The sequence below is a fragment of the Corynebacterium sp. MSK158 genome (assembly GCF_030229085.1).
Taxonomy (GTDB): domain Bacteria; phylum Actinomycetota; class Actinomycetes; order Mycobacteriales; family Mycobacteriaceae; genus Corynebacterium.
Genome location: NZ_JASPHJ010000003.1, coordinates 19775 through 45717, shown reverse-complemented (window position 1 = coordinate 45717; position 25943 = coordinate 19775). Strand labels below are relative to the sequence as shown.

General features: G+C 58.6%; 26 protein-coding genes and 7 tRNA genes. 22 read left to right on the top strand and 11 right to left on the bottom strand.

Annotation, left to right across the window (positions count from 1 at the left end):
* Positions 1 to 7: 7 nt before the first annotated feature.
* The gene (locus QP915_RS03460) at positions 8 to 382 is read right to left on the bottom strand and encodes a DUF3099 domain-containing protein (protein ID WP_284768057.1); all 375 of its coding nucleotides are present in this window, start codon (positions 380 to 382) and stop codon (positions 8 to 10) included.
* Positions 383 to 519: 137 nt separating this feature from the next.
* On the opposite strand from QP915_RS03460, the gene QP915_RS03455 reads away from it, so the two are divergent.
* A complete protein-coding gene (locus QP915_RS03455) occupies positions 520 to 771 on the top strand; it encodes a DUF3039 domain-containing protein (RefSeq protein ID WP_005325062.1) in 252 nt (83 codons plus the stop codon).
* Positions 768 to 2534 (top strand): DEAD/DEAH box helicase, encoded by a 1767-nt coding sequence (locus QP915_RS03450; protein WP_225746858.1) that lies wholly within the window; start codon positions 768 to 770, stop codon positions 2532 to 2534. The genes QP915_RS03455 and QP915_RS03450 overlap by 4 nt, the downstream gene beginning before the upstream one ends.
* Before the next feature lie 90 nt (positions 2535 to 2624).
* Here the strand turns inward: QP915_RS03450 and QP915_RS03445 are convergent, their stop codons facing one another.
* On the bottom strand, positions 2625 to 4082 hold the full coding sequence (locus tag QP915_RS03445; protein WP_284768054.1) for an RNA polymerase sigma factor: 1458 nt from the start codon (positions 4080 to 4082) through the stop codon (positions 2625 to 2627).
* 200 nt (positions 4083 to 4282) lie between these two features.
* Positions 4283 to 5041, bottom strand: a complete 759-nt coding sequence (gene ppgK, locus QP915_RS03440; protein ID WP_284768053.1) for a polyphosphate--glucose phosphotransferase — start codon at positions 5039 to 5041, stop codon at positions 4283 to 4285.
* Between ppgK and QP915_RS03435 the strand changes: the two genes are divergently transcribed.
* On the top strand, positions 5040 to 5927 hold the full coding sequence (locus tag QP915_RS03435) for an inositol monophosphatase family protein (protein ID WP_284768051.1): 888 nt from the start codon (positions 5040 to 5042) through the stop codon (positions 5925 to 5927). The genes ppgK and QP915_RS03435 overlap by 2 nt on opposite strands.
* Before the next feature lie 111 nt (positions 5928 to 6038).
* A complete protein-coding gene (locus QP915_RS03430; RefSeq protein ID WP_284765912.1) occupies positions 6039 to 6329 on the top strand; it encodes a DUF4193 domain-containing protein in 291 nt (96 codons plus the stop codon).
* A gap of 112 nt (positions 6330 to 6441) precedes the next feature.
* Here QP915_RS03430 and QP915_RS03425 read toward each other — a convergent pair whose 3' ends face one another.
* Positions 6442 to 6978: a DUF3093 domain-containing protein gene (locus tag QP915_RS03425; protein WP_049377388.1), complete on the bottom strand. Its 537-nt coding sequence runs from the start codon at positions 6976 to 6978 to the stop codon at positions 6442 to 6444.
* 64 nt (positions 6979 to 7042) lie between these two features.
* On the opposite strand from QP915_RS03425, the gene dut reads away from it, so the two are divergent.
* The 5 genes from dut (at position 7043) to dxs (ending at position 12532) form a co-directional block, all read left to right on the top strand.
* Complete coding sequence (gene dut, locus QP915_RS03420; protein ID WP_200435696.1) at positions 7043 to 7516, top strand: dUTP diphosphatase; 474 nt, start codon at positions 7043 to 7045, stop codon at positions 7514 to 7516.
* 48 nt (positions 7517 to 7564) lie between these two features.
* On the top strand, positions 7565 to 8512 hold the full coding sequence (locus tag QP915_RS03415) for a DUF3710 domain-containing protein (RefSeq protein WP_284768050.1): 948 nt from the start codon (positions 7565 to 7567) through the stop codon (positions 8510 to 8512).
* 17 nt (positions 8513 to 8529) lie between these two features.
* Positions 8530 to 9252 carry a DUF3159 domain-containing protein gene (locus tag QP915_RS03410; RefSeq protein WP_502868552.1) on the top strand — a complete coding sequence of 241 codons (723 nt, stop codon included), beginning with the start codon at positions 8530 to 8532 and terminating at the stop codon, positions 9250 to 9252.
* Positions 9245 to 10468, top strand: a complete 1224-nt coding sequence (locus tag QP915_RS03405; protein ID WP_284768048.1) for a class I SAM-dependent RNA methyltransferase — start codon at positions 9245 to 9247, stop codon at positions 10466 to 10468. The genes QP915_RS03410 and QP915_RS03405 overlap by 8 nt, the downstream gene beginning before the upstream one ends.
* Before the next feature lie 138 nt (positions 10469 to 10606).
* Positions 10607 to 12532, top strand: coding sequence for a 1-deoxy-D-xylulose-5-phosphate synthase (gene dxs, locus QP915_RS03400; protein WP_284768046.1), 1926 nt, complete (start codon positions 10607 to 10609; stop codon positions 12530 to 12532).
* Positions 12533 to 12552: 20 nt separating this feature from the next.
* Here dxs and QP915_RS03395 read toward each other — a convergent pair whose 3' ends face one another.
* Together QP915_RS03395 and QP915_RS03390 are read right to left on the bottom strand one after the other, a co-directional pair.
* Complete coding sequence (locus QP915_RS03395; RefSeq protein ID WP_284768044.1) at positions 12553 to 13797, bottom strand: HRDC domain-containing protein; 1245 nt, start codon at positions 13795 to 13797, stop codon at positions 12553 to 12555.
* A gap of 1 nt (position 13798) precedes the next feature.
* A complete protein-coding gene (locus QP915_RS03390; RefSeq protein WP_284768043.1) occupies positions 13799 to 14458 on the bottom strand; it encodes a DUF3000 domain-containing protein in 660 nt (219 codons plus the stop codon).
* Between the two features lie 146 nt (positions 14459 to 14604).
* Between QP915_RS03390 and hemQ the strand changes: the two genes are divergently transcribed.
* Positions 14605 to 15306, top strand: a complete 702-nt coding sequence (hemQ, locus tag QP915_RS03385; protein WP_284768041.1) for a hydrogen peroxide-dependent heme synthase — start codon at positions 14605 to 14607, stop codon at positions 15304 to 15306.
* A 110-nt stretch (positions 15307 to 15416) separates the two neighbouring features.
* Here the strand turns inward: hemQ and msrB are convergent, their stop codons facing one another.
* The 5 genes from msrB to QP915_RS03360 all read right to left on the bottom strand — a co-directional run bounded on the left by msrB (position 15417) and on the right by QP915_RS03360 (position 18825).
* Positions 15417 to 15839, bottom strand: a complete 423-nt coding sequence (gene msrB, locus QP915_RS03380) for a peptide-methionine (R)-S-oxide reductase MsrB (protein WP_005328550.1) — start codon at positions 15837 to 15839, stop codon at positions 15417 to 15419.
* Between the two features lie 9 nt (positions 15840 to 15848).
* On the bottom strand, positions 15849 to 17000 hold the full coding sequence (locus QP915_RS03375) for a glycosyltransferase family 87 protein (RefSeq protein WP_284768040.1): 1152 nt from the start codon (positions 16998 to 17000) through the stop codon (positions 15849 to 15851).
* Between the two features lie 18 nt (positions 17001 to 17018).
* Positions 17019 to 17705 carry a pyrimidine reductase family protein gene (locus QP915_RS03370; RefSeq protein WP_284768038.1) on the bottom strand — a complete coding sequence of 229 codons (687 nt, stop codon included), beginning with the start codon at positions 17703 to 17705 and terminating at the stop codon, positions 17019 to 17021.
* 72 nt (positions 17706 to 17777) lie between these two features.
* The gene (locus tag QP915_RS03365) at positions 17778 to 18680 is read right to left on the bottom strand and encodes a DMT family transporter (RefSeq protein WP_284768037.1); all 903 of its coding nucleotides are present in this window, start codon (positions 18678 to 18680) and stop codon (positions 17778 to 17780) included.
* Between the two features lie 73 nt (positions 18681 to 18753).
* Positions 18754 to 18825 (bottom strand) — tRNA-Val (locus QP915_RS03360).
* Positions 18826 to 19070: 245 nt separating this feature from the next.
* Between QP915_RS03360 and QP915_RS03355 the strand changes: the two genes are divergently transcribed.
* The 12 genes from QP915_RS03355 (at position 19071) to pgsA (ending at position 25928) form a co-directional block, all read left to right on the top strand.
* A tRNA-Gly gene (locus QP915_RS03355) sits at positions 19071 to 19146 on the top strand.
* Positions 19147 to 19193: 47 nt separating this feature from the next.
* Positions 19194 to 19265, top strand: a tRNA-Val gene (locus QP915_RS03350).
* Between the two features lie 38 nt (positions 19266 to 19303).
* Positions 19304 to 19379, top strand: a tRNA-Gly gene (locus tag QP915_RS03345).
* A gap of 30 nt (positions 19380 to 19409) precedes the next feature.
* Positions 19410 to 19480 (top strand) — tRNA-Cys (locus tag QP915_RS03340).
* 27 nt (positions 19481 to 19507) lie between these two features.
* Positions 19508 to 19579 (top strand) — tRNA-Val (locus tag QP915_RS03335).
* A 44-nt stretch (positions 19580 to 19623) separates the two neighbouring features.
* Positions 19624 to 19696, top strand: a tRNA-Gly gene (locus QP915_RS03330).
* Positions 19697 to 20226: 530 nt separating this feature from the next.
* Positions 20227 to 20793: a copper resistance CopC family protein gene (locus tag QP915_RS03325; RefSeq protein ID WP_284768036.1), complete on the top strand. Its 567-nt coding sequence runs from the start codon at positions 20227 to 20229 to the stop codon at positions 20791 to 20793.
* Positions 20793 to 21374, top strand: a complete 582-nt coding sequence (locus QP915_RS03320) for a copper chaperone PCu(A)C (protein WP_284768035.1) — start codon at positions 20793 to 20795, stop codon at positions 21372 to 21374. The genes QP915_RS03325 and QP915_RS03320 overlap by 1 nt, the downstream gene beginning before the upstream one ends.
* Before the next feature lie 2 nt (positions 21375 to 21376).
* Positions 21377 to 22603 (top strand): Dyp-type peroxidase, encoded by a 1227-nt coding sequence (locus tag QP915_RS03315; RefSeq protein ID WP_284768033.1) that lies wholly within the window; start codon positions 21377 to 21379, stop codon positions 22601 to 22603.
* 77 nt (positions 22604 to 22680) lie between these two features.
* The gene (gene thrS, locus QP915_RS03310; protein WP_284768031.1) at positions 22681 to 24744 is read left to right on the top strand and encodes a threonine--tRNA ligase; all 2064 of its coding nucleotides are present in this window, start codon (positions 22681 to 22683) and stop codon (positions 24742 to 24744) included.
* A complete protein-coding gene (locus QP915_RS03305) occupies positions 24731 to 25330 on the top strand; it encodes an HIT family protein (RefSeq protein WP_005325004.1) in 600 nt (199 codons plus the stop codon). Before thrS ends, QP915_RS03305 begins: the two co-directional genes overlap by 14 nt.
* Complete coding sequence (gene pgsA / locus QP915_RS03300) at positions 25323 to 25928, top strand: phosphatidylinositol phosphate synthase (RefSeq protein WP_239277599.1); 606 nt, start codon at positions 25323 to 25325, stop codon at positions 25926 to 25928. Before QP915_RS03305 ends, pgsA begins: the two co-directional genes overlap by 8 nt.
* Positions 25929 to 25943: the final 15 nt, after the last annotated feature.

Below are 25943 nucleotides of genomic sequence, written 5' to 3'. Positions count from 1 at the left end.
GAATCCTTTACTTTTCTTCGTGATCGATGATGTCGTGGTGTGCCTCAATAGGTCGGGCGGTGCCGCCGGATACCTGTGGGGCGTGGGCTTGGTTATAAAGCTGCCGGTTCATGGCTGGCTTGTACACGTTTTTCTCGCGCTTATCCTTCTTTTCACCTCGGCCGTTGCCAATCACCACTGCTATCCAGGGGAGGGGAAACGTCACGCCTACAATGATGGCGGCTAGAAGCCACCAATGCATATAGAGGAAAAAGCCGGCGATGAGCAGGGAAGGAACGCGCAAAAACTGGAAGATTCCGTACTGAATTTCGCGGCGCTTGCGGTCCTGGCCAGGCGTGAGCTTGGCATCTGTGATGAGATAGCGCTCTTTTTTGCCTAACAACCTAGATTCGGCTCCCCTCGTGCGCGTCGGCGTTCCCTCGATAAGGGGAGAGGGGCGCAGTGGCTGGCGTGCATGACGTGTACATGTTCTCCAAGGGTAGCCGCCTGACTCGCAAAGTTCGATGCCGATGCGGCAAAATGGAGTGCGTGACTACGACTACGAAGACAATTGAACGGCCAGATATTCGTGAAGACACTTCGACGACGGATAATGACACGCCGAAGTTCTTCCACTACGTCAAAAAGGATCACATCCTCGATTCCGCGGTGAACGGCAAGTATGTCGTTGCGCTGTGCGGCGAAACATTCCCGGTGACCAAGCAGGCAAAGCCGGGTTCTCCGGTGTGCCCCGATTGTGAGCGTGTGTATAAGGGTCTGCGCCGCAAGTGAGGACTTTTAAGAAGACTAACCTTCGCGCCTGGCAGCAATCCGCCCTCGATAAATTCCTCGCCACTAAGCCGCAAGACTTCATGGCGGTGGCGACCCCAGGCGCCGGAAAGACTACCTTCGCCCTGCGCATTGCCACCGAGCTCATGGAAGACCGTACGGTCGAGCGCGTAATCGTGGTGGTGCCTACCGAGCACCTCAAGACCCAGTGGTCTAGCGCTGCCGCACGCGTAGGTCTGGCCCTAGATCCGGCGTTTAGCAATTCCTCCGCCGTTAATCCCTCGATGGACGGCATTGTGGTGACTTACGCGCAGGTGGGTATGCACCCCTTTAAGCACCGCGCTGTGGCCTCTGCCCGGCGCACTTTGGTGATCCTTGACGAGATTCACCATGCAGGCGACGCCAAGAGCTGGGGAGATGGCGTCAAGGAAGCTTATGATGATGTCAATCACCGCCTGGCTTTGACCGGTACGCCTTTCCGCTCCGACGACTCGCCCATTCCATTCGTCCAGTACGTGGACGATGGGGAGGGGCACAAGGTATCCCGCTCGGACCATACCTATGGCTATGGCGATGCGCTTGCCGACGGCGTCGTGCGCCCCGTTGTCTTTCTTTCTTACTCTGGCGAAGCCCGCTGGCGCGATTCGGCCGGTGAGGAACATGCAGCCCGTTTGGGCGACATTATGAATGCGGAGCAAACCGCCCGAGCGTGGCGCACCGCTTTGGACCCCAAGGGCGAGTGGATTCCTGCGGTGCTGCAGGCGGCGCATACCCGCCTGATGCAAATGCGGCGCAATATGCCGGATGCAGGCGGCCTCGTGCTGGCTTCGGATACGACGACCGCACGCGCGTATGCCAAGATCCTCAAACAGCTTTCTAATACGCCAGTGTCGGTGATTTTGTCTGATGATCCCGGCTCCTCGGACCGCATTCAGGAATTTTCTGAGTCCACCGATGAGTGGATGGTGGCGGTCCGCATGGTGTCCGAGGGCGTCGACGTCCCGCGCCTTGCGGTGGGCGTTTATGCTACCTCGGCGTCGACTCCTCTCTTTTTCGCCCAGGCCATCGGCCGCTTCGTGCGCTCGCGCATGCCGGGCGAGACGGCATCGGTTTTCCTTCCATCGGTTCCTGTGCTGCTGGGCTTGGCGGAAAATATGGAAAAGTCCCGCGACCACGTCTTGGGTGAAGAAAAGCCCGACAAGGAAGGTTGGGATGACGACCTGCTAGAGCAGGCGAATCAGAAGAAGACCGAACCAGACATGCTGGAGAAGTCATATGAGTCGCTTGGTGCCGAAGCAGAGTTTTCGGGACTGCTCTACAACGGTTCTCAGTTCAATACTGGGGATATGACCACTGATGAGGAAGCGGACTTCCTTGGCATTCCCGGGCTACTTGATGCGGACCAGGTAAAAGATTTGCTGCGCAAGAAGCAATCCGAGGAAATGGATCGCCGCGAAGCGGAGGAAAAAGCGCGACGCGCGGCTGAGGCGGAGGAAGCCCACCGCCGTAAGCTCTACGGCATGGACTATGCGCCGGCCTCACGGAAGAAGTCTATGGAGTCTGAGTCCAGCGACACCGGAGTCGTCGATGAGCTAGGCCAGCTGCGCAAAGAACTCAACACGGTAGTCTCCATCGCTGCCCAGCGCTCGGGCCGCCCGCACGGTGCTATCCATACTGAGGTGCGCAAGGCCTGTGGCGGCCCGCCCACCGCGCTGTGCAATGCCGAGCAGCTGCGCGAGCGCATCGAATACCTGCGCAAGTGGTAGAACAGCTCACGGTGGCTAGAGAGTAGTTACGCAGAAAGCCCGCACCGAAAAAATTGGTGCGGGCTTTCTGCGCTCCTGCAGCTGCAGCGATTAGTCGAGGTAATCGCGCAGAACCTGCGAACGAGAGGGGTGGCGCAGCTTCGACATCGTCTTGGACTCGATCTGGCGAATGCGCTCGCGGGTAACTCCGTAGACCTGGCCAATCTCGTCTAAAGTGCGCGGCATACCGTCGGTCAAGCCAAAGCGGAGGCGAACCACGCCGGCTTCACGCTCGGACAGCGTAGTCAGCACGTCTTGGAGCTGATCCTGTAGCAAGGTGAAGGATACGGCATCGACCGCAATGACGGCCTCGGAGTCCTCGATGAAGTCACCCAACTGGGAATCGCCTTCGTCACCGATGGTCTGATCCAAGGAAATGGGCTCGCGAGCATATTGCTGGATTTCGAGCACCTTTTCCTCGGTGATATCCATCTCCTTCGCCAGCTCCTGCGGGGTAGGCTCGCGGCCCAAGTCCTGCAAGAGCTCGCGCTGGATGCGGCCCAGCTTGTTGATGACTTCCACCATGTGAACTGGGATGCGGATGGTACGAGCCTGGTCAGCCATGGCACGGGTAATGGCCTGGCGGATCCACCAGGTGGCGTAAGTGGAGAACTTATAGCCCTTGGTGTAATCGAACTTCTCCACCGCGCGGATAAGACCCAAGTTTCCTTCCTGAATGAGGTCCAAGAAAGCCATGCCACGGCCGGTGTAGCGCTTGGCCAAGGAAACCACCAGACGCAGGTTGGCCTCCAGCAGGTGGTTCTTGGCCTTGCGGCCATCGCGGGCGATGCTGCGCAGGTCGCGCTTTTCCATGGGGGAGAGCTTGGCAGCTTTATCGCCTTCGGCGCGGGCCTTCTCCATCTCATCCATGCGGTGCTGTGCGTACAGGCCAGCCTCGATGCGCTTGGCTAGGGAAACCTCTTGCTCGGCGTTGAGTAGGGCGACCTTACCAATCTGCTTGAGATAGGCACGGACGGAGTCAGCAGAGGCGGTTAACTGCGCATCCTTGCGTGCCTGACGCAGCGCAGCGGACTCTTCCTCGTCCCAGACGGAAGAGGAGTCTTCCTCTTCTTCCTCATCGTCGTCGTCCAAGTCCTCTTCGAGGTCTTCGCCGGCGTCGAAGTCATCATCGTCTTCGATGTCCGCATTGGTGGGATCGAAGTCGACGTCTTCGTCGTGCTCGTCCTCCTCGAGCTCCTCTTCTGCTTCCGGCTGTGCCTGCTTGTCGGACTCGGCTGGGGATTCCTGCTTCTTTGCCGCGGATTTGCGGACCGTCTTCTTAGTGGCCTTTTTGGCAGACTTCTTAGTGGTCTTCTTGGCCGACTTTTTGGCGGTCTTCTTCGCAGTCTTCTTGGCTGTTTTCTTAGCGGTCTTTTTGGCCGTCTTCTTAGCCGTCTTTTTCGCGGTTTTCTTTGCCGTCTTCTTGGCGGTCTTCTTTGCAGGAGTAGATGCCTCAGCGGCGTTTTCGCCCTCGCCGAGTGCCTGGTCTGAAGATTCAGTGGCTGCCACGTACGCCCTTTCGACTAACTTCTTGATTGAAACAGCTCAGTGCGCCCTAGTTGGGCGCTCGTGCATCAGTGTGATGTTAACGCGTTGTGGCCTTATGCAGGCCAGACACGCCCTAGAGCTATTTAACTTAGGATCGACCGCCCAGTATAGAGGATCTTTCCAATCTGCCGGTGGATAGGGTCACCTGCAGTGCGTAAACATTACGGTTTCAAACCGTCTACCGCCGCCATCGCAGCTCCGACAATTCCTGCGCGATTGCGCAGTTGTGCAGGCATGACGGGGGTTTCAATATCAAGGTGTGGGCCCCACTTTTCAAACTTACGGGAAATCCCACCCCCAATGAGGAAGGCCTGCGGGTTAAAAAGCTTTTCATATTCCGCGAGGACCTTGTTGAGTCGTTTAGTCCACTGCTTGTACTTGAGTTCCTCGCGGTCCTTCACGGCCGAGGACGCAATTTTCTCAGCCTCGTCATCGCCCACCATCAGGTGCCCCAGTTCGGTATTGGGGAACAACTGGCCGTCGAGGAAGAAGGCCGAACCGATACCGGTGCCCAGGGTTAGGAAGATTACGGAGCCGTGCTTGGCGATGTCCTCTCCGTAGGCAACCTCGGCTAGTCCCGCCGCGTCGGCGTCGTTAAGCACGGCAAAATCCGAATCCAGGTAGTCCGCAAAGAGTTCTGTGGCGTTGACGCCAATCCAATCCTTGGAAATATTTGCCGCAGTCTCGACTTCTTGGTTGCGAACCACGGAAGGCAGGGTGATGCCAACGGGGCCGTCCCACTGCTTTTCCTGCACGATTTGAGCTACTACCTTGGCAACATCATGCGGGGTAGATGGCTGTGGGGTGGCGATCTTCATACGCTCGCCCACGAATTCGCCGGTGGCAAGGTCCACCTCAGCGCCTTTAATGCCGGAGCCGCCGATATCGATGCCAAAGGAATGGCCAGAAAGAGTAGTCATGTCCGACAGTCTAGAAGAAGGCACAATAGTTGGCATGACTGAGCAGATCGATTTTTGCCAATTGCGGGATTTTGCCGTTTCTACCGCCACCCGGGCTGCGGAATTAATTACTGCGCGGCGCGCAGAACTAGTCGCAGGTGACGGCATCGCGGCGCATACCCACACCAAGTCCAGCGACGTAGATCCAGTAACGGAGGTCGATACCGCGACAGAGGAGTTCATTGCCACCACCATTCGCACCCAACGCCCCGGGGATGGAATTTTTGGCGAAGAAGGCGCCAATGTGGAATCAACCAGTGGCGTTACCTGGATTGTCGATCCGATTGATGGCACCGTGAATTTCCTCTACGGGGTGCCGGACTACGCCGTATCCATTGGTGCGGAATACCAAGGTCACCTCGTCGCTGGCGCGGTGGTCAACGTGGCGCGCGGGCGCACCTATGCGGCCGCAGCTGGGCAGGGCGCTACGGTCACCGGACCAGACGGAATTGAGCACGCACTGCGGTGCGGCCAGACACAAGATCCTGCGTTGGCATTGGTGGCGACCGGCTTTGGTTACGAAGTCGACCGGCGAGCAGCCCAAGCCGAGCTCCTCACCAAGCTCCTGCCTAATGTACGTGATATTCGCCGCATCGGCGCTGCCGCGCTCGACTTATGCAGGGTGGCAGAGGGGACCGTTGATGCCTACTTTGAGCACGGCATCAATGCGTGGGACTTCGCTGCCGGGGCAATCATTGCTCGCGAGGCAGGTGCGGTGGTGCGCCATCCAGGCTTTGATAAAGGCTCCGCTGACGGTGAACTTACCTGGGCCGCGGGGGCAGATTTGGCCCCCGCATTCGAAGAGCTTTTAGCAGCGCACAGGGCCACGGACGTGCTGCGGGGGTAATAGTTTCCCGCGCCGGCGAGCGGTGATATGACATCTAGCCATTTGTGCTTTACTATGCGCGATCGATAAATACCATTCCTTAGAGCAACTTGACCATTAGGGGCGTGCATTATGGCCACCGATTATGACGCACCGCGCCGGCGCGCGGAAGATGAACTCGAAACTGATTCCTTAGAAGGACTCAAAGCCGCTGAGAGCGATAACAACGGCATGGACGATGACGGAGAAATCGTCGAAGCCTTCCAGCCGCCAACAGTAGACCTCACGGGCGAGGAGCTTAATGTTGAGGTAGTTCCACGTCAGGAAAATGAGTTTACCTGCGGTTCGTGTTTCCTAGTGCAGTCCAATAAGCGTTACTCCCACGAAGAGGACGGCCAGCCAATCTGCAAGGATTGCGCCTAAAAGGAATACGCAGCAGAAACGAAACCCCGCACTTGGCAACCTTCTACGTGCCGAGTGCGGGGTTTGCTGTAGCAACCACCAAAATTTTGGTGGTGTGCAAAGTCATTAAAGATTAGTGCTGCTCCGGAACAAAGGCGTGGAGCAAGGCCTCCGGATCCTTCGAGGCGATGAGCCAATAAGGAGTATCATCTTCTGGATCATCGAGCACCATCATGGCGTGCTCATCCACCCAAGCGTGGGAAACCAAAAACGCCGCGGGATCGAACTGCGGACCTAGCGCATTGCGCCGCGCAGATTTGGGAACGGTGATAGACCGCGACACGACGTCGTTAGGCAATTGGGCATCTTTGACCGTGAGCCAACGCGTTCCATCCGGGTCCCGCTCTACCTTGATGACTGTATTGGACCAGGTAATAAGTACCCATACGGCGATAGCACCAAGGAGGATCGCGGGAATAATGGTCCACCACATGGAGCGGTTAAGGCCAGCGGTAGCGGAAGTAAGCCCCACGATGGCGGCTGCAAAAAGCCAAAAGTACCAAGGGACCCATTGGCGTTCGCGGTAGAGCACCTGAGGGGCCACCGTGCCCTGTGCCGAAGCGGCGCTTGACGGTGCCGGAGTTGCGGAAGTAGCAGATGTATCAGACACGTCTAGTCAGTCTAGACCACACGTGCCGCAGAATGAACCTCCCAAGGCAGGTAGGATTGGCCAGGTGACTGACTCGATTCCGCATTCTCAGCCAGAAAGCCCCTTTGGGGACGTTAAAGTCAAGCGCCTGGATAAGGAGCTTCCACTACCGCACCGTGCCCACCGTGGTGACGCCGGTGCAGACCTCTATGCAGCCGAAGCTCTTACCCTGCAACCCGGCGAGCGCGCCCTCGTCGGCACCGGGATTGCCATTGCGCTGCCGCTAGGAACGGTCGGCTTAATTCACCCGCGCTCCGGACTAGCCGCCAAGCAAGGGCTTTCCATTGTCAATACCCCGGGCACGGTAGATGCCGATTACCGCGGGGAGATCAAGGTCTGCCTCATCAACCACGACCGGCACACTCCCATTGAGATCGAACGCGGAATGCGCATCGCTCAGCTCGTGGTCCAGCGCGTAGAGCTGGTGGGGTTTGCTGAGGTTGAAGAATTGGATGACACTGTCCGCGGAGCCGGTGGCTATGGCTCTACCGGTGTGTAGTTAAAGCAGTAGAGACTCAACGAAACTTTTAGAAAGGACGTAGCACTCATGGGAATCTGGCCCTTTGGCAAGAAAAACGAGGAAGAAAAGAAGGCTCAGGACAAGCCTGCAGCACAAAGTGAAAAGCCGGCGGACCCCACTTCCGCGGATGCGGAGGCGCAGGAGACTTATGCTCCAGTAGGCGACACCGCAGCAGATGCCGCGGCGGCTTCTGGCAATGAACCTCGCGAATTCGCTCATGATGCCATCAACGGCCAGACCGGCCCCTTTGATGGCGACTCCGTCGATATCGAGACCTTCGATTTCAGCGACTTTTCCATTGGCGTATTAGATCTGGGGTCCCTGCGCATCCCACTGCCAAAAGAATCCCAGGTACAGGTGGAGATGGGTGAACAAGGCCCACGAATGCTGCACATCGTGACCAAGGTAGGGCGAATTACTCCAGTAGCCTTTGCTGCCCCGCGTAAGCCAGGCCAGTGGGCAGAATCCGTGGAGGAAATTAAGGAGGGCATGAGCCGCGACGGTCTTACCGTAACTACCGAGCCAGGGCCTTGGGGTGCCGAGGTCGTGGGCAAGAACGACAACGGCCAGGTCCGCGTCATCGGCGCAGATGGTCCGCGCTGGATGCTGCGCATGACCCTGGCCGCGCCGGCCGGTATGGAAGCCGACCTCGCTGACATGGCCCGCGAGGTTGCCGCCCGGACCTTCGTCTACCGCGGGGAAGACCCCATCTTGGCGGGAAATGCTTTGCCGGTCATCATGCCTGAGCAGCTCGTAGAGCAGGTCAAGCAGGCTATGGACCAGCGCCAGCAAGAACAGCAGGCAGCCGCTAATGCTCAAAACCACCCAGAAAACGGAGTGGGCGGCCCTGATCCTGCGGCAGAAGCAGAGGCGGAGCAACACTTGCGCGATTTGGGCGGTACCCCACACCAGGGTGAGAATGGATCGTCCCCGCAGAATCCCGATGAGGGCTCTGCACCTAATTCCAAGAACTAGGCAAAGCAGTAAACCACGTGACACATTCTTCCTCGCCGCAACCTTCCCCGGACGCTAAGAACCTGGACTCTGAGGAGTCTGCTGCCGAACCCACCCTGCTGGAGCAAATGGGAGGCTTGTCAGGGCTCATCTCGGCCACCTTGCCGGTCATTGTGCTGATTCCTGTCAATAACTTCTTTGGGCTGGGACCAGCCTTGGCGGCGGCGCTCGGCGTGGCCGTTGTTATTGCACTCTGGAGGGTAATCCGTAAAGAGACCCTGCAGCCAGCCATATCGGGTCTGCTGGGAGTGGCCCTTTGCGCAGCCATCGCCTGGTTTACCGGTGATGCCAAAGGGTATTTCTTGTACGGCATTTGGATGTCGTTGGCGCTGTGTATTGCCGCGGTACTATCAATCCTCTTTCGGTGGCCCGCTGTGGGTGTCATCTGGAAGGGGATTAATGGCGAGGAAATGCAGTGGCAAAAGGTTGCCCAGGCGCGCCGGGCCTATGCCATCGCTACTGGTGGGTGGGCGGTTATCTTCCTGGCCCGTTTTGTTGTTCAGCGCGCCATTTATGATGCGGATGCAACCACGGCCTTAGGGGTGACCCGAATCTTGATGGGGTGGCCATTGACGCTTCTAGTTACGGCGCTGACCGTGTGGATGGTGCGCCGCGCGGATGCAGCCGTTGACGCAGCGGCGGGCGCAGGTGAGCACACTAACGCAGAACGAGAACCAAAGTCTGAGGCAGAAGATGACTGAATCAACGATGAGCCGCGGCGATAGTCTTGAGGTCACCATTGACCGCATGGCGCACGGCGGGGAAGGAATTGGCCAGGCGCCGGATGGGCGAGTGGTATTCGTTCCTCGCGCTTTTCCTGGTGACGTCGTAAAAGCTACGGCCGGCCGTGTAAAGAAGTCGTTCATTAAGGCAGAGCTGGAAAGTGTACTAAGTCCTGGGTCGTTGCGCGTTCCATCGTCTTGTCCTGCAGCCGCGCAAGGAGCAGGCTGCTGTGATTTCGCCGAGCTGGATCCCGCGGCCGAAACAGGAATCAAGGCAGAGATCTTGTCGGAGCAGCTGCGCCGAACCGGCGTTGTCACCGGTGAGGAACTGAAAATTGAGCAGCACACCCTAGAGCCGGTTCGGGGATGGCGCACGCGGGTGAGGTGGGGCGTCGATAAGCAAGGGCGCGCCGGAACCCGTCAGCGTCGGTCCAATGAACTCATTACGGAAGCTGCGTGTACGCAGCTGGCTCCGGGATTGGCAGAGGGGCTCGTTGGAGAGGGCGCGCGCCGGTTTACCCCAGGTGCTGAGGTTATCGCCGTTCTCGATGGCGAGGGCAACCGCCACGTGGTGGAAACCCGCAAGGCCCCGCGCGGGCGCCGCGTGGAGATCATCCGTGAGGTGGTAGAAGGCAGCGGCAAGGTGCACGAGCATGTCGACGGGCGGACGTTTAGCTTTCCTGCTACCGCCTTCTGGCAGGCCCACATCCACGCACCGGCCGCGTATACCGATCTGATAGCGGAGTGGCTCGGGGGCCGCGAGTACCAAGAGCACACCGCCTGGGATCTCTACGGTGGCGTTGGCCTATTCGTTCCCGCACTGGCCCATGCCGTGCAGGGCAAGGTTATCTCCGTGGACTACTCACCGGCGGCTACAGCGGGGGAACAGGCCGGTCTGGCAGACTGCGAGGTGGAAATAAAGTCCGCGAAGGTGGAGCAGGTCGCCGCACAGCTTCCCAAGCCTGGCGCTGTAGTCCTTGATCCGCCGCGCACCGGAGCAGGGGAGGACGTGATTCGTTCCGTGGCGGCCGCTGCACCCCAGGCGGTCGTTCACGTGGGATGTGACCCCGCTACCTTCGCGCGCGACATGGGATACTGGAACCAGCACGGATACGGAATAGAAAAGATGGCACTCATTAACGCGTTCCCTGGAACGCACCACTTTGAAACGATTGCTCTCATTACCCCTGCCTGATGAGCCTTTATGGCTCCGAGGCGGGGTGCGGCACGGCGCCGCGCCGTTCTCGGAATATTGACCGATATAATATTCACCGCCCGCCGCGGGTACGGTAGAAAAGAAGAACTAAGCACAGAAGGAGTTGAAGGCCGCTCCATGACTATCTTGGATACCATTAACTCGCCGCAGGACCTCAAGGCACTGTCTGCAGACAAGCTTGAGGAGCTGGCGGCAGAGATTCGGCAGCGCCTCATTGACAAGGTCTCCGTCACGGGCGGACATTTGGGGCCTAACTTGGGCGTGGTGGAATTGACCATTGCGTTGCACCGCGTATTTGATTCTCCGCGCGAGCCGATTATTTTTGACACTTCGCACCAGTCCTATGTGCATAAGATGTTGACTGGGCGCACGGATCAATTCGATACCTTGCGGCAAAAGGACGGCCTTTCGGGGTATACGGACCGCGGCGAGTCCGAGCATGACTGGACCGAGTCCTCCCACGCTTCGGCGTCGCTGTCTACGGTCGATGGCTTGTCAAAGGCCTTCAAGATTCGCGGCAACGGTCACCGCAATGTCATCGGTGTTGTCGGTGATGGCGCCCTCACCGGCGGCATGTGCTGGGAGGCGTTAAACAATATCTCGGAGGATAAGGGGCGCAATGCGGTCATCGTGGTCAATGACAACGGCCGTAGCTATTCGCCCACCATCGGTGGAATCTCTGAGAATCTTGGCCGCATCCGCTCCCAGCACGGTTATGACGAGCTCATGGAACAGGGCAAGCGTCGCCTGAAGCAAATGGGATGGGTAGGCGAGCGGGCCTTTGATGCCTTGCACGCTATGAAAGAGGGTGTCAAGTCCACCGTCTTGCCTACCGAGATGTTCCCGGAACTGGGCATGAAGTACATCGGCCCCATCAATGGCCACGATATCGATAGTTTGGTGCATGCCCTGACTTATGCCCGCGATTATGACGGGCCCATCATCGTGCACGTGGTTACCGAAAAAGGCCACGGATTTGCCCCGGCTGTCAATGAGCCGAAGGACCAGATGCACTCCACCGGTGCTATCGATCCGGTCACCGGCGTGGCTAAGGGCACCAAGCAACCTGGGTGGACGGCTGCCTTTTCAGAGGAGCTGTTAGCCGCTGCCGAAAAGCGCGATGACATCGTGGCCATTACCGCTGCTATGGCCGGTCCTACTGGGCTCGCTCCCTTTCAAGAGCGCTTCCCAGAGCGATTCTTTGATGTGGGAATTGCCGAGCAGCACGCAATGACCTCTGCCTCTGGTCTGGCGCTTGGCGGGATGCACCCCGTCGTGGCGGTGTATTCCACCTTCTTAAACCGCGCCGTGGATCAGGTCATTATGGATATTGCGCTGCTAAAGCTGCCGGTAACCATCGTGCTTGACCGCTCTGGGGTTACCGGTTCCGATGGCGCTTCGCACAATGGCGTGTGGGATATGGCGCTCATGAGCATTGTGCCAGGAATGCATATTGCCGCCCCGCGCGATGGCGCGCGCCTGCGGGAGCTCTTCCGGGAGTCGCTAGAGATTGAATCTGGCCCGTCCGTGGTCCGCTTCCCTAAGGGCAATCTGCTGCCGGATATGGAAGCGGTGGATACCTTGGGCGATGGCGTAGACATCCTGCACTATGGCGAAGCTGATGCCGGGGAGGACACCCCTGAGGTACTCATTGTTTCTATCGGGGCCATGTCCGCGCGCAGTATCGAGGCTGCGAAGCTGCTGGACGAGCAGGGCGTGAACGTTACCGTTGTTGACCCGCGTTGGGTAGCGCCGGTGGCAAGCTCTGTGGTGGCTCTCGCCGCTGACCACGACTTGGTGGTTACGGCAGAAGACGGCCTTGTACGCGGCGGTATTGGCTCCATGATTTCGGAGGCCCTCAGCGCAGCCGAGGTCGATACTCCTGTGCGCCGACTCGGCGTTCCGGGTTATTTCCCTAAGCACGGCTCCCGCGGCGAGGTTTTGGAAGAGTTCGGGTTGACGCCTGAGCTTATGGCGGCGTCAATAAGCGAGTGGCTAGAAAATCTCACTGCTGATGCCAACGCGCGAGGAGAAGAGAACTAAACCTAGCCTGCTAAATATTCCTAGAAAAGACCGTCCACGATAATCGGGGCGGTCATTTCTATTTGCCATTCGCGCGCGCCCTCCGCGCGGAGATACGCAGCGACGTCGCCTGGCTGCCGGATGGCGCCAGCGACAGAATCAGGTCCGCGGTGGCGCTTATCGGCGCGCACACCTACCTTCGCCCATACCGCTGCACGCACAGCGGCAGGGCGGATAAGGAGTTCGGATGGCATACCGAGCTCAGCGGCAAGATCGGCGATGTCCGCGCGGATAGTTTGGTAAATCTCCCATAGGTCCGGGTAGTCCTTGGCCCAGATGGTTTTGGAAGGAACCGGTTGTGGGGCGCGATGGACGCGAGGCCGCTGCTGCGGAGGAACGGCGCGGGCCTGGTGAAGTACAGCCATCCACTGGGCGGTGGCGCCCTTGCGCCGGCGGGGAAATCCCTTGACTCGGGCAAGATCGCGGGCGGTGGTGGGAAGGGTGCGCGCAATTTCTACCAGCGTCCTATTTGCTAATACCCGGCCGGGCGCAGTGTCCGTGCGCCGAGCGATAGCGTCGCGCTTGGCCCACAGCGCTCGAGCAGCAGCGAGCTGACTGCCGCTGCGCAAACTGGAGATGCCCCTCAGATCGCGCCACGTGTGCGGCTGGGGAGCGAAGTCTCCGGAATGTTCCTGGACTATGGCGGAAAATTCTTCTAAAGCCCAGTCCATCTTGTCTTGTTCGGCCAAAATATCGCGCAGGGCGTCGGCTAGCTCGAGAAGCAGTTCCACATCGAGCGCGGCGTAAGCCTTGAGTTCCTCGCTGAGCTGCGGGGTGGACCAGTCGGCGTCGCCGTAGCCCTTTTCCAATTCGACGTCAAAAAGCTCTGTGACCATAGTGCCCAGATTGGGCCGTTCAAATCCCGCGAGCCGTGCCGCCAGTTCCGTGTCAAAGATGGAGCCGGGAAAGAGACCGAGCCACCCGAGACAAGGCAAATCCGAATGGGCGGCGTGAATAATCCACTCCGCGCCGTTGAGCACTGGGGCAAGGGCGGCCGTAAGCTCCTCGCGGTGGCCTTCAGGGGCAAAAAGCATCGTGCCCGCGCCGCGGCGGCGAATTTGCACTACGAAGGCGCGATCATCGTAGCGATAGCCGGAGGCGCGCTCGGTATCGATGGCAAAGGGGCCCGTACCCGCGGCGAGGCGGGCTGCGGCCGCGGTGAATTCCTCCGGGGTAGCGAGCACCGGCGGGATGCCCTCGAGCGGCCGACTGCGCAATTCTGGCATATTAGCGGCCGAGCTCGGTGACGCCCTCAGGGGGTAGTCCGGCAACGTTGGCCAATACCTGGGCAAAGGCCTGCACGTGGGGTGCTAGATCGAGGCCTTCGGCAGTCCACGAAGCGCGCATTTCAATCTGGTAGGCGCGCGGTGGGCCGCCAATCTCGCCAAAACGCACGGAGGCGGTGGAGGTGACGGTGCCGCCCAAATTGGTGTGGCCGGCACCCTCCTGTTCTAAGCCTTCGTTGAGCCATTGCCACGCCACATCGGGCAAGAGTGGATCGCCGGCTACGGCGTCGTCCATATCGGCCTGAATATAGGCCACAAGGCGCATGGCGTCCTCCCAAGCTTCCTCAGCGCCCGGATCGTGGAGCAGGATGAGGCGACCAAAGGCGTCGCCCTCTGCATCGGTGGGCACGATATCTGGGTTGTCTTCGTTCCCCACTTCGAGGCCGATTGCGTGGCTAAACGGCGCAAGGCGTTGCGGTGGGCGAATGGAGCCTAGGGTTATCTCAGGGCGCAGGTCGGCTGCGTGCATGGACTCCACTGCTTGAGTGAAAGCAGCGGGGGTTGCTGGCTCGTGGCTTTCCGCCTGCCCGTGCAAAGGGGTGGGGGCGGAGGTCTCGGCGCTGCGTGGGGTGGTCGATTCGGAATTGCTCACGACGTTCAAGCTATAGTTTCGCGGCCTCTAGCTGGGGGAGGCGCGCCGATGCGTGGGCGTGTCGTCCTCCTCGTGGCCGGGAAGTGACAAGGTTCCATATCCAACTTATGATGGATATGTTCGTTAACCCAAAGGCTTCTGCAAAGGAGAACGCAATGGCGAAGCTTGACTACAAGAAACTCAACGCGGTTCAGCAATATTCCCAGCACGCAGTTTTTAAGGTGATTCCGGGCGCGCTCGGCACCGAGCGAGCGGAGATCATCGCCCAAGCGCAGGAGTTCTTTGCCGGCGTGGAAAAGGCTGGAAAGGTAACCGTGCGCGGCATTTATGACCTCACGGCTATGCGCGATTCCGCCGACTTCATGATCTGGTGGCACGCCGAGGAATTCTCTGACCTACAAAAGGTCTTCGGCGACTTCCGCCGCGAGACTACCCTGGGCCAAGTCAGCGAAGTGACCTGGGTGGGCAATGCCTTGCACCGTCCAGCAGAGTTCAATAAGTCCCACCTGCCCTCCTTCATCATGGGAGAGGAGCCCAAAGAGTGGATCTCGGTCTACCCCTTCGTGCGCTCTTATGACTGGTACACCATGGACGATGAAAAGCGCCGCCGCATCCTCATGGAGCACGGTATGCAGGCGCGCGACTACCCCGATGTGCGCGCAAATACCGTCCCAGCCTTTGCCCTGGGTGACTACGAGTGGATTTTGGCCTTCGAAGCGGACGAGCTCCACCGCATCGTCGACCTGATGTACCTGATGCGCTACACCGAAGCCCGCCACCACGTGCGCGAGGAGATTCCCTTCCACACCGGCCGCCGCGTCAAGGACGTAGCAGAGCTCATCGCAGTACTGCCCTAAAAGAAGCGCCGCCTAGCAGTAGCCCTGCTTGGCGACGTCCCTTTGCTGCGCTCCGTCACTAGCCTGCAAGTTAGGCTACTGGCGGGGCGCTCTTTCTTGTGCATGCCACCTTAGGCGGTGCCACCTTCTACCGGCTTTTCCTCCAAGTCCAGGCAGATGGAGTTGATGCAATAGCGCAGGTCGGTGGGGGTATCGTAGCCCTCGCCCTCAAAGACGTGCCCCAGGTGAGATTCGCAGTTGGCGCACAGTACCTCTACGCGGCGCATGCCTAGCGAATTGTCTTCGCGCTCAATGATTTTGTCCCCTGCGAGTGGGGAGAAGAAGGAAGGCCAGCCGCAGTGGGACTCAAACTTTTCCGTAGAGCGGAAAAGCTCCGTTCCACACGCGCGGCAAGAATAGACCCCCTCGGTGGTGGTATTGGTGTACTCGCCTACGTGGGGCGGCTCGGTGCCGGCTTCGCGCAGGACGTAGTATTCCTCGGGGCTTAAGCGCTGGCGCCATTCGGTATCGGCAATGAGCTTGAAATCGGTCATGGGCCGAGTCTAAACCGTGCTGCGCGCGGCACGCCACCAGCCGGCGACCGTAGCGAAAATTGCGACGATAAGCAGCGCCCATCCCACCGTTGCCGTGAAAAAATTCATCCAGCGACCAGCATCCGGGTGCGCTGTGGAAGCCCAAGAAACGGGAGCCAAATAGAAAAAGGCCGCAAACCACGCACCCGCAGAATGGAAAACCGAACGCTTGAGCACAACCGTAAACATCAATGGGAATAGCCACATGGAGTAATACTGCTGGCCAAGGGAAGACAGGAAGAAGATACCCACCATGATCGCCCCGCTGGTCGTTAGCGCCCACAAGGTCGGGTCGGAGTTGCGCCAGCGCAAAAGTCCGAGAATCGCTGCGGCCGAAAGCGCGGCAAATATCAACCACACGGTCCAATACAGTCCCGCGCCAAAGTCAACGTAGGCGTGGAAGCCTGCCCAGGAAGAATTGGCATAGTCACGGGTTTCTGAGAGGTAGGGCAGGAGGTTATCCACAAAGCCGCTAGCGCCCGGCACGAGCGGCCACGCTAGGAGGTTGAGAATTACCGGTAGGCCAATGCCAGTCGCGAGACTGCGCCATTGCAGCTTGACCAAGGGCAGGAAGAGCAACGGCGCAAATTGCGGCTTAATGACGATGGCCAAGCCAATGACCACGCCTGCCACCCAGCCCAGCCATGGGGTGCGCTCGGCGCGCACGAAAGCCCACAAGAACACGGCCATGCATAGCAAGAGAATGCCGTTGATATTGGTAAATGCGAGCGTATTGGTCACCGATTCTGTGACAAAGGCCAAAGCGATGGATACTGGCCATACTGCCGAAGTAAGTGTGCGGCCCACCGTAAGGGTGAGCACAGCTAGCGCTGCCACGATTGCAGCCGCGTTGGCGACGATGAATAGTCCCCGTGCCAACGAAAAATCGATGTGCGCTAGTGGTGCGAGCAGCAACGTGGCTCCCGGGGTATACAGGTACAGCGGGTCAACGTGGTTATAAGCCTGCTCATAGACTAGCTGGCCAGTGGACATGCGTGTCACAGCGTTATACACGGTGGTGAAATCATCCGTCGGCGTGCCATTGCGCGCGATGATGAAAACGCGATGCACAACAAGCAGGATGGCCACGGGCCAGGCGGCGGCATTGGTTCGGGAATTCACGGCCCCTTAGTCTACGGCCTAGCGGGCGCGGGAATACCGCAGAAACACCGTGCCATCCTGATCGGCCGCGACATTTTCTAACTGCATGCGGCGATGGGAATGCTCGCCCCTAAAGGTCGCCATGGGAGTTTCCACGCCGGTAGATAGATGTGGGTCCAGGGTCAAATACATCTGGTCGATGGCATCGATGTCTACCAGCTGCCCTATCATTCCTGGCCCGCCCTCACAGAGCACGCGCTTAAACCCGCGGTCCTTTAAGACGGAAATGTAGTCCTGCACGGTTCCTTCGCCAGCATCGCAGACTTCCGCGCCTGTGGATTCGATGGTCGCGATGCGCTTTGCGAGCTCCTGATCGTCCCTGCTGCTATGGGGGACCAGGATGATGGGAGGGGTAGTAAAACCCGTGAAGAAATCCGAGGTGACATCAAACTCAAGGCTGCGGGAAGGCACCGCAATCGGAGCCGGCCGCGAACCATCTCCGTTAGGTTTTACTCCGGAGTAGTCCTCCGCGCGCACCGTTTGCGCACCCACCAGCACGACCTCTGCCCAGTTACGTAGCGCAGCAAAAAGCTGCCCATCAGTGTCATTTCCCATGTCTTCGGAAACGTGGTTCATGGTTGCCGAGCCGGTTAGCGTGCTGACCATATTTGTGCGGACGGTGAATGCATCACCGGAATCGGGGCCCAATAGCGAAGAGATATCCATGCCTTCCCAGCCTAGTCAAGGCACCAGATGCCCAGCACAGCAAAGTACCGGGCATAGCCACAGGAGAGGGGCCTACACCAAGCGGATGAGTATTACGCCAACCAAGATCACTGCAATGCCGGCTACCTGGCGCATGGCGACGCGCGCACCCCGCATCCGATCAATGAGCACGGAGCCCAACATGGAACCAAGAAGTGTTGCCACCACAGTAAGCCCAGTGCCAATCTGCGGTACTAAGGCCGCGTTGCCAAAGACAAACATGGCTCCCAAGGCGCCGCCTGCCCACATCCACCACGGGTTAGCCTTTCCCTCGGGACGCTCAATGCGAGGGCGCCAGCGCAAAACAATATTGAGCATTACGAGCGCGGAAACGCCAATACTAAAAGACACCAAAGCCGCACTAACGGGCGATCCGGTGATCTGCCCCAGGTGGCCGTTGATGGCGGATTGGCATGCGGTAAAGCAACCAAAGACAAAGCCGGCGAGGCGCCAAAGCCACAACGCCATAGCGCTGTCTTCTTGCTTCGTCGGCGCGCCGGGGCTGGCGACGATAGAAATCACTCCACCGAGAACAACTAGTGCCCCAAGGGCGCGAACCAGGGACAGTGGGGAAGTGGGGGAGTCAAACAGCCCAAAATGGTCGATGACAAGGCCCATCATGATTTGGCCCGCGATGGGAAGGACTACGGTCTGAACCGCACCCAGATGAGGAAACAGCAGGATATTTCCAGTAAGCGCAACCACGCCGAGCAGACCACCGAACCAAATCCACAGCGGTTCCCCAAAGGCACGGGAAATGCCAAACTCGCCGCCGGTCACGGCTGTTGCAATGACAAGCAACGTCAACGTGCCCACGGCAAACGAGATGAGCGAAGAGGAAAACGGCGTGCCAGTAGACGCGCGAAGGCGCGTATTAACCAGGGTCTGAACGGGTAGAACGAGTCCGGCGATAATGCCTAAGAGAATCCACAACACGTCGGGACACTTTACAGACATATAAAGAAACCCGCCCAAGCTCCTATGGAGTGGAGCAGTGGGCGGGATATTGTGGTCCTAACTGGGATTGAACCAGTGACCTTTCCGGTGTGAACGGAACGCTCTCCCACTGAGCTATAGGACCTTGCGGTGGCTAAATCTACACCGCACCAAATTCAAACACCTAATTGGCTGGGCAGTGGTGCACATCAGAGGGAGGCGGCCTGTGGTCCACTGCCTTCGGAGAATCACACCAGTGTGTTTTGGGATGGCCCGAATGTGAAAAACGGGTGCCGGAAAGAATGCCGCTGGGCTGGGGATTTGGAAACTGGCGCGGAGCACGATAATGTTTCTTCTCGCACCGCAACGGTACAAAGTTTGCGGGGCAATGCGGATGTAGCGCAGTTGGTAGCGCATCACCTTGCCAAGGTGAGGGTCGCGAGTTCGAGTCTCGTCATCCGCTCCACGCTTTTCTAAGGGTTTGCCTGTGAAGAGTGATTCTAAATGAATAGCGCGCGATTAGCTCAGTGGGAGAGCGCTTCCCTGACACGGAAGAGGTCACTGGTTCAATCCCAGTATCGCGCACAAGGACTTTGTCCTAGAAACCGGGCCTGGTTTCGCATGCGGATGTAGCGCAGTTGGTAGCGCATCACCTTGCCAAGGTGAGGGTCGCGAGTTCGAGTCTCGTCATCCGCTCCAACACTGTATTGTGTGAGGCGGTATCGCCACGGTGGAATGGCCGAGTGGTGAGGCAACGGTCTGCAAAACCGTGCACACGGGTTCGATTCCCGTTTCCACCTCAACTTCTTAATGCCTTCGGGCATTAAGCGCGATTAGCTCAGTGGGAGAGCGCTTCCCTGACACGGAAGAGGTCACTGGTTCAATCCCAGTATCGCGCACGAGAGTCCTCTTTGGGACTCTGCAACAAACTCCGGTTTGTTATGCGGATGTAGCGCAGTTGGTAGCGCATCACCTTGCCAAGGTGAGGGTCGCGAGTTCGAGTCTCGTCATCCGCTCAGGTGAGCCGCCCTAGAAATAGGGTGGCTTTTCGCATGTCTAGCTAGGATCGCAGGGTGACCAGCTGCTGGTTGCAGTAGCCACAGTGGAAGGGGTAGCGATGCCACGCAATGTTTTAGTTCCGCTACTGGTGGGTGCCTCAGGCTGCCTGTCACTCTTGGTAGGAAGCGCACTATTTGCTGTGGGGCTATCGGAGGCGGATACCGGTGGCAATTCCGGTAACGCGATTTGGCCCTACGCTCTCATCGTTGCAGGTACGGTTTCGATAGTCACTGCCTTGATGCTGACTGGTCCTGCATTTGAAAGTAGGCGTGCTGGGGAATGCTGAGGGAGGCAGCTCCAATCATTGAGTTGGCATTCCTTAAATAGTGATAAATGCCTCTTTTTATTCAAGGCGGGGAACTTGTGCGCACTACAGCCCGACATATGACTCGACGCGCTGCTTATCGCGATTGCCGCTCAGGCAAACCGCGCGGCTAGTATGTCTGACAATTCAACTTGTGCATTTTTAACACAAAAGGAGCTATATATGGGCTACCGCGTACCTTGGCTGCGCCGCACGGCGGCAGCAGTAGGCACTGCAGCACTGGTTTTGGGCGGGTCAATGCCGGCCGCCTTCGCGCACGATTCCGTTATTGGCGGTTCGGTCAAAGACGGCGACCAACTCGACGAGTTTCCGAAGGAAATCACCCTCGAGTTTTCTGGTATCCCCAAAGAAGACTTCAACACCTTTGCCGTGACCAACGTGGATACTGGTGAAAAAGTCTTTAGCCAGGAACCAAAGCTCCATGAGCGGGATCTCACCATTGAAACTCCTGCGGATGTCCATCCTGGGCCGGGTAATTACCAGGTGGGCTTCCAGATCACGTCTTCGGACGGACACGCTACCCGCGGGGGAGTGGAATTCTCCGTCAAGGGTGACTCCACCGAGAGCACCGAGGCAGCTGCTGCTGAATCGTCGTCCCAGGATGGGGATGAGGGCCTGCCGATCGCGCTTAAAATCATCCTGGGTGTGGGCGGCGTTTTGGCAATTGCCGCAGTAGTTGCCCTATTTATTGCCAAGTCTCGTCGCATTGATTCGGAAGGTGAAAAATAATGTCCAAGATTTCTAGCATCGCCCTTGTGGGCTTGACTGTGGCCGGCCTCGCCCTGGCGGGTTGCTCACCACAAAACCAAAATGATTCCACCGAGTCGAAGGCAGATGCTTCCACTAGTGTCGGGAAAACATCCTCCGCTGCGGAATCTAAAGAACTGACCTTTGAGGATGCTGTCGTGCGCGCCAATGAGGACAAGGACATGACCGCCATCTTTGGCACCTTGGTCAACCATTCCGATAAGGACATCACCATCACTGGATTTTCCACCAGTCTCAATGCCAAGGTGAACCAGATGCATGAGACTGTCGATGGCAAGATGCAGGAAATGTCGAGCCCATTGGTAGTTAAAGCTGGCGAATCCCACGAGCTGGCACCTGGTGGTGACCACTTCATGCTCATGGAGATGGAAAACCACATCGCTCCCGGCGAATCCCTTGACCTCAAAGTGGAACTAGAGGGCGGCGAAGAGCTCGATCTGGGCGAGATTCAAACGCGCAGCATGCCCGCCGGCGATGAGGACTACGGCGATATGGCAGGCCACGGTATGGAAGGCCACGGTATGGAAGGCCACAATCACTAGCTATGTCTGGATTCAGCAGAAGGGGGTTTCTCACTGGCGCTGCGGTATCGACCAGCGCCTTCGCGTTGGCTGGCTGCGCTGATCAGGGCTCTTCCCCGGATGCTCAGGCGCAGGATGGGCCTGCGCTTGCCGACGCCCTCGTGGCATTCGACGGTAAACATCAAGCGGGTATCGCTACCGCAGCGCAGGCCCACCTGAATTTGGTGGGGTTTGACCTTAAAAGGGACGTCGACAAGCGGGGGTTCGCCAGCCTCATGAAGCTGTGGACCGAGGATGCGCGCGCGCTGTGTACAGGGGAGGCGCCGCTGGGCACGCTGGAGCCAGAAATGGTGCAGCAACCCGCGAACCTGACTATCACGTGCGGTTTAGGCGAAGAGGTTTTTAACCTGCTCGGAGTGGACAAGCCCCAGTGGCTGGGAGATGTCCGTTCTTTTCAACGCGATGCGCTGGAGCCCGAGTGGGGACAAAGCGATATCGTCTTGCAGATCTGCTGCGATGACCCACTGATGAATACCTACGCCCTGCGGCACATGGTGCGCGCAGGCGAGCACTATGCCAGCGTGAAGTGGTTGCAGCAGGGCTTTATTAACGCCTACGGCAGCCAGGAAAAGGGCGCCACCGCGCGCAATATGTTCGGACAAAAGGACGGCACTGTTAACCCGCGAAGCGAGGAGGACTTCGCAGCCCAGGTGTGGATTGATAAGGGGCCGCAGTGGGCCAATGGGGGAACGGCGATGGTGGTACGCCGCATCCGCATGAACGTGGATACATGGGAAAAGCTGGATCGCTCTTCCCGCGAGAACGCTGTCGGCCGCAAGCTCGATACCGGTGCCCCGCTTACCGGTAAGGATGAATTCGACGCTGCGGACTTCGATGCGGTAGATGACTATGGACTGCCGGTTATCGATAAGAACTCACACATGGCTGTGGCCGCCCCGCCCGCTGACCACCCGGAGCAGCGTATCCTACGCCGCCCGTATAACTATGAGCTGGCTCCCGATGGGAAGGATGGCCAGCTATCCAATATTGGTCAGGTATTTATCTGCTACCAGCAAGATCCCACCAAGCAATTCGAGCCTATTCAGGCCCGATTGGATGAATCTGACCTAATGAATGAATGGCTGACCCATATTGGCTCCGCTATGTATTTCTGTCCGCCGGGCACCCTTGCTGCCGATGGGCGTGAATCATGGTGGGCAAAATCGCTCTGCGAGCATGCAGGGTTGTAGAATAGCTATCCGTAAATTTAAATAGCGGACGCGGCCAGGTATGCCGCCGACGCACGAGCGCAAAAAGGAGCGCGATTATGGCGGAACTCATCCCCGCAGTACCGGTCAATTACGATTCCTTCACCGTGCCCGCCGGCCAGGCCGTGGGCGCAACAATGCGAGAGCTCAACCTTCCCAATAAGGGCCCGGAGGCTGTCGTAGTCGTTCGCGGTGAGGACGGCACTCTCTTTGATTTGTCGCACACCCCAGACACGGAATCCACCTTCACCCCGGTAGCCGCCTGCGAGGAAGACGGCCGCGCCGTCATCCGCCACTCCTGCGGCCACGTTATGGCCCAAGCCGTGCAGGCCGAGTTCCCTGGCACCAAGCTGGGTATCGGCCCTGCCATTGAAAATGGCTTCTACTTCGATTTTCAGACCGCCGAGCCTTTCACACCGGAAGATCTCAAGGCGATTGAAAAGCGCATGAAGAAGATCATCAAGGGCGGCCAGCGCTTCGAGCGCCACGTCTATGAATCCGCGGAGGAAGCGGAAAAGGCCCTCGCCGAGGAACCTTTCAAGCTGGAACTGGTCCAAGACAAGGGCAACGTTGACCCTGACTCCGACGAGGCCGCAGAGGTCGGTTCCGGCGATCTCACCCACTATGACAACATCAACCCGCGCACCGGGGAAGTAGAATGGTTCGATCTCTGCCGCGGCCCGCACGTACCGACCACCAAGTACATCCCAGCCTTTACTCTGACCCGTTCTTCTGCCGCCTACTGGCGCGGCGACCAGTCCAAGGCTGGCTTGCAGCGCATTTACGGCACCGCTTTTGAGTCCAAGGAGGCGCTGGAGGCCTACCAGACCATGGTGGAAGAGGCGGAAAAGCGCGACCACCGCCGCCTGGGGCAGGAACTAGATCTCTTCTCCTTCCCGGATGAGATTGGCTCCGGCTTCCCGGTATTCCACCCGAATGGCGCGACCGTGCGCATGGAGATGGAAAACCACTCTCGCAACCGCCACGTCCAGGCTGGGTACTCCTTTGTTAATACCCCGCATATCACCAAGGGTGACCTATTCAAGAAGTCTGGTCACCTGGACTTCTATGCCGATGGCATGTTCCCGCCGATGCAGCTCGATGGCGAGTATGACGAAGAGGGCAATACCATCAAGGAGCCGCAAGACTACTACGCCAAGCCCATGAACTGCCCGATGCACAACCTGATTTTTGCATCCCGTGGTCGTTCCTACCGCGAGCTCCCGCTGCGTCTATTTGAGTTCGGTACCGTCTACCGCTACGAAAAGTCTGGCGTGGTCCACGGCCTGACCCGTGCCCGCGGCTTTACCCAGGACGATGCCCACATCTACTGCACCGAAGAGCAGTTGGAAGAAGAGCTGACCAAGGTCCTCGACTTCATCATTTCCTTGCTGAAGGACTACGGCCTGTCTGACTTCTACCTGGAGCTTTCCACCAAGGACCCGAATAAGTTCGTCGGTTCTGATGAGATCTGGGATCGCTCTACGTCTATCCTGCAGTCGGTTGCAGAAAAGTCCGGCTTGGAGCTGGTTCCGGATCCCGCAGGTGCAGCCTTCTATGGCCCGAAGATTTCGGTGCAGGCGCGCGACGCCATCGGCCGTACCTGGCAGATGTCTACCGTCCAGTTGGACTTCAACCTGCCGGAGCGCTTCGAGCTGGAATACACTGCGTCGGACGGCACGAAGAAGCGCCCAATCATGATTCACCGTGCGCTCTTCGGCTCCATCGAGCGATTCTTTGGCGTCCTGCTGGAGCACTACGCCGGTGCCTTCCCAGCATGGCTGGCACCGCACCAGGTGGTGGGCATTCCGGTGGCTGACGAATTCTCCCCGCACCTCGAAGAGGTTGCCGCCCAGCTGCGTCAGAAGGGTATCCGCGCCGATGTGGATACCTCTGATGACCGCATGCAGAAGAAGATTCGCAACCACACCACCGGTAAGGTTCCCTTCATGCTGGTGGCTGGCGCGCGCGACGTAGAAGCTGATGCCGTGTCCTTCCGCTTCCTCGACGGCACCCAGGTCAATGGTGTGCCGGTAAAGGAAGCCGTGGAGCTCATCGCCGCATGGGTAGCAGAGCGCAACAACGAGCAGCCGACCGAAGAGCTCATCAGTGCCCGACGCTAAGGAGACACACGAAACCGATAGCTCCGCCGTCGCTGAAAACCAAGCTGCGGTGGAGACCTTCGTTGACTCAGGCGCTGGCGAGCCGGACCGCCTAGAGCGGTTATGGGCGCCTTATCGCATGGCCTATATTGCCAAGCGCTCTAAAGACCCCTTCGTGGAGGCCCCGAAGGGTAGCGACGAAGACGGGCTCATCATTGCTCGCGGCAAGACCGTCTATGCATTGTTGAACCTGTTTCCGTATAACGCCGGGCACCTTATGGTGGTGCCGTATCGCAAGGAGTCGCAGCTCGAGAACCTCACGCAAGAGGAATCTCAGGAGTTGATGGCTTTCGCGCAAAAGGCGGTTCGAGTACTCAAACGGGTCTCACGCCCAGAAGCCATCAACGTAGGGCTCAACCTGGGTCGCGCCTCGGGCGGCTCGGTGGGAGATCACCTGCACCTGCATGTGGTGCCAAGGTGGCCCGGGGATAGTAACTTTATGACTGTCCTCGATGGGACTAAGGTATTACCGCAGCTTCTGCAGGATACGCGCCGCGTGCTGGCAGAAGGATGGCGCGAGATGGAAGAGGAGGATTCGCGTGCTTAGCGTGCATGGGCGAAAGCCCGCCGCCGTGGTGGTGGAACCTATAGCTAAGGCCTTTTTGAAGCTAGGCCTGACCCCGAATGTGGTCACGGTTGTGGGCACCATAGTCACCATTGCGATTTCGGTGATCCTCATTCCTACCGGCCACCTCTTTTCCGCTGCCGTTTTGTCCGGCCTCTTCGCCGCTTTCGACATGCTCGATGGCACCATGGCGCGCCTGACCGGCAAGGCTACTGCCTTTGGCGCGACCTTGGATGCCTCCTGTGATCGCATCACCGATGGTGCATTATTCAGTGCTATTGCATGGTGGCTGATTTATTCTGCGGATTCTTCCCGCATTACGGTTATTGCGTGCTTTGTCACCTTGGTATGTTCCCAGGTCATTTCCTATATCAAGGCTAGGGGAGAAGCGTCCGGATTCACGATGGTTGGCGGCCTGATCGAGCGCCCCGAGCGGCTCATTTTGGGCTTGGGCGGCATCGGCCTTGAAGGCCTAGGCGTACCGCATGCCATTGAGGTAGCGCTGTGGATCTTGGCTGTTGGCTCCGTCTTTACCGTGTGCCAGCGTATGGTTATTGCTGCCCGCCAGGAGCAGCAGTAGCTCGTACTGCACCAC

Coding starts and splice junctions, on each gene's coding strand:
- QP915_RS03455 (WP_005325062.1), top strand. CDS start 520: ATGGAGTGCGTGACTACGACTACGAAGACAATTGAACGGCCAGATATT.
- QP915_RS03435 (WP_284768051.1), top strand. CDS start 5,040: ATGTCCGACAGTCTAGAAGAAGGCACAATAGTTGGCATGACTGAGCAG.
- ppgK (WP_284768053.1), bottom strand. CDS start 5,041: ATGACTACTCTTTCTGGCCATTCCTTTGGCATCGATATCGGCGGCTCC.
- QP915_RS03430 (WP_284765912.1), top strand. CDS start 6,039: ATGGCCACCGATTATGACGCACCGCGCCGGCGCGCGGAAGATGAACTC.
- QP915_RS03415 (WP_284768050.1), top strand. CDS start 7,565: ATGGGAATCTGGCCCTTTGGCAAGAAAAACGAGGAAGAAAAGAAGGCT.
- QP915_RS03405 (WP_284768048.1), top strand. CDS start 9,245: ATGACTGAATCAACGATGAGCCGCGGCGATAGTCTTGAGGTCACCATT.
- dxs (WP_284768046.1), top strand. CDS start 10,607: ATGACTATCTTGGATACCATTAACTCGCCGCAGGACCTCAAGGCACTG.
- QP915_RS03395 (WP_284768044.1), bottom strand. CDS start 13,797: ATGCCAGAATTGCGCAGTCGGCCGCTCGAGGGCATCCCGCCGGTGCTC.
- hemQ (WP_284768041.1), top strand. CDS start 14,605: ATGGCGAAGCTTGACTACAAGAAACTCAACGCGGTTCAGCAATATTCC.
- msrB (WP_005328550.1), bottom strand. CDS start 15,839: ATGACCGATTTCAAGCTCATTGCCGATACCGAATGGCGCCAGCGCTTA.
- QP915_RS03370 (WP_284768038.1), bottom strand. CDS start 17,705: ATGGATATCTCTTCGCTATTGGGCCCCGATTCCGGTGATGCATTCACC.
- QP915_RS03325 (WP_284768036.1), top strand. CDS start 20,227: ATGGGCTACCGCGTACCTTGGCTGCGCCGCACGGCGGCAGCAGTAGGC.
- QP915_RS03320 (WP_284768035.1), top strand. CDS start 20,793: ATGTCCAAGATTTCTAGCATCGCCCTTGTGGGCTTGACTGTGGCCGGC.
- QP915_RS03315 (WP_284768033.1), top strand. CDS start 21,377: ATGTCTGGATTCAGCAGAAGGGGGTTTCTCACTGGCGCTGCGGTATCG.
- thrS (WP_284768031.1), top strand. CDS start 22,681: ATGGCGGAACTCATCCCCGCAGTACCGGTCAATTACGATTCCTTCACC.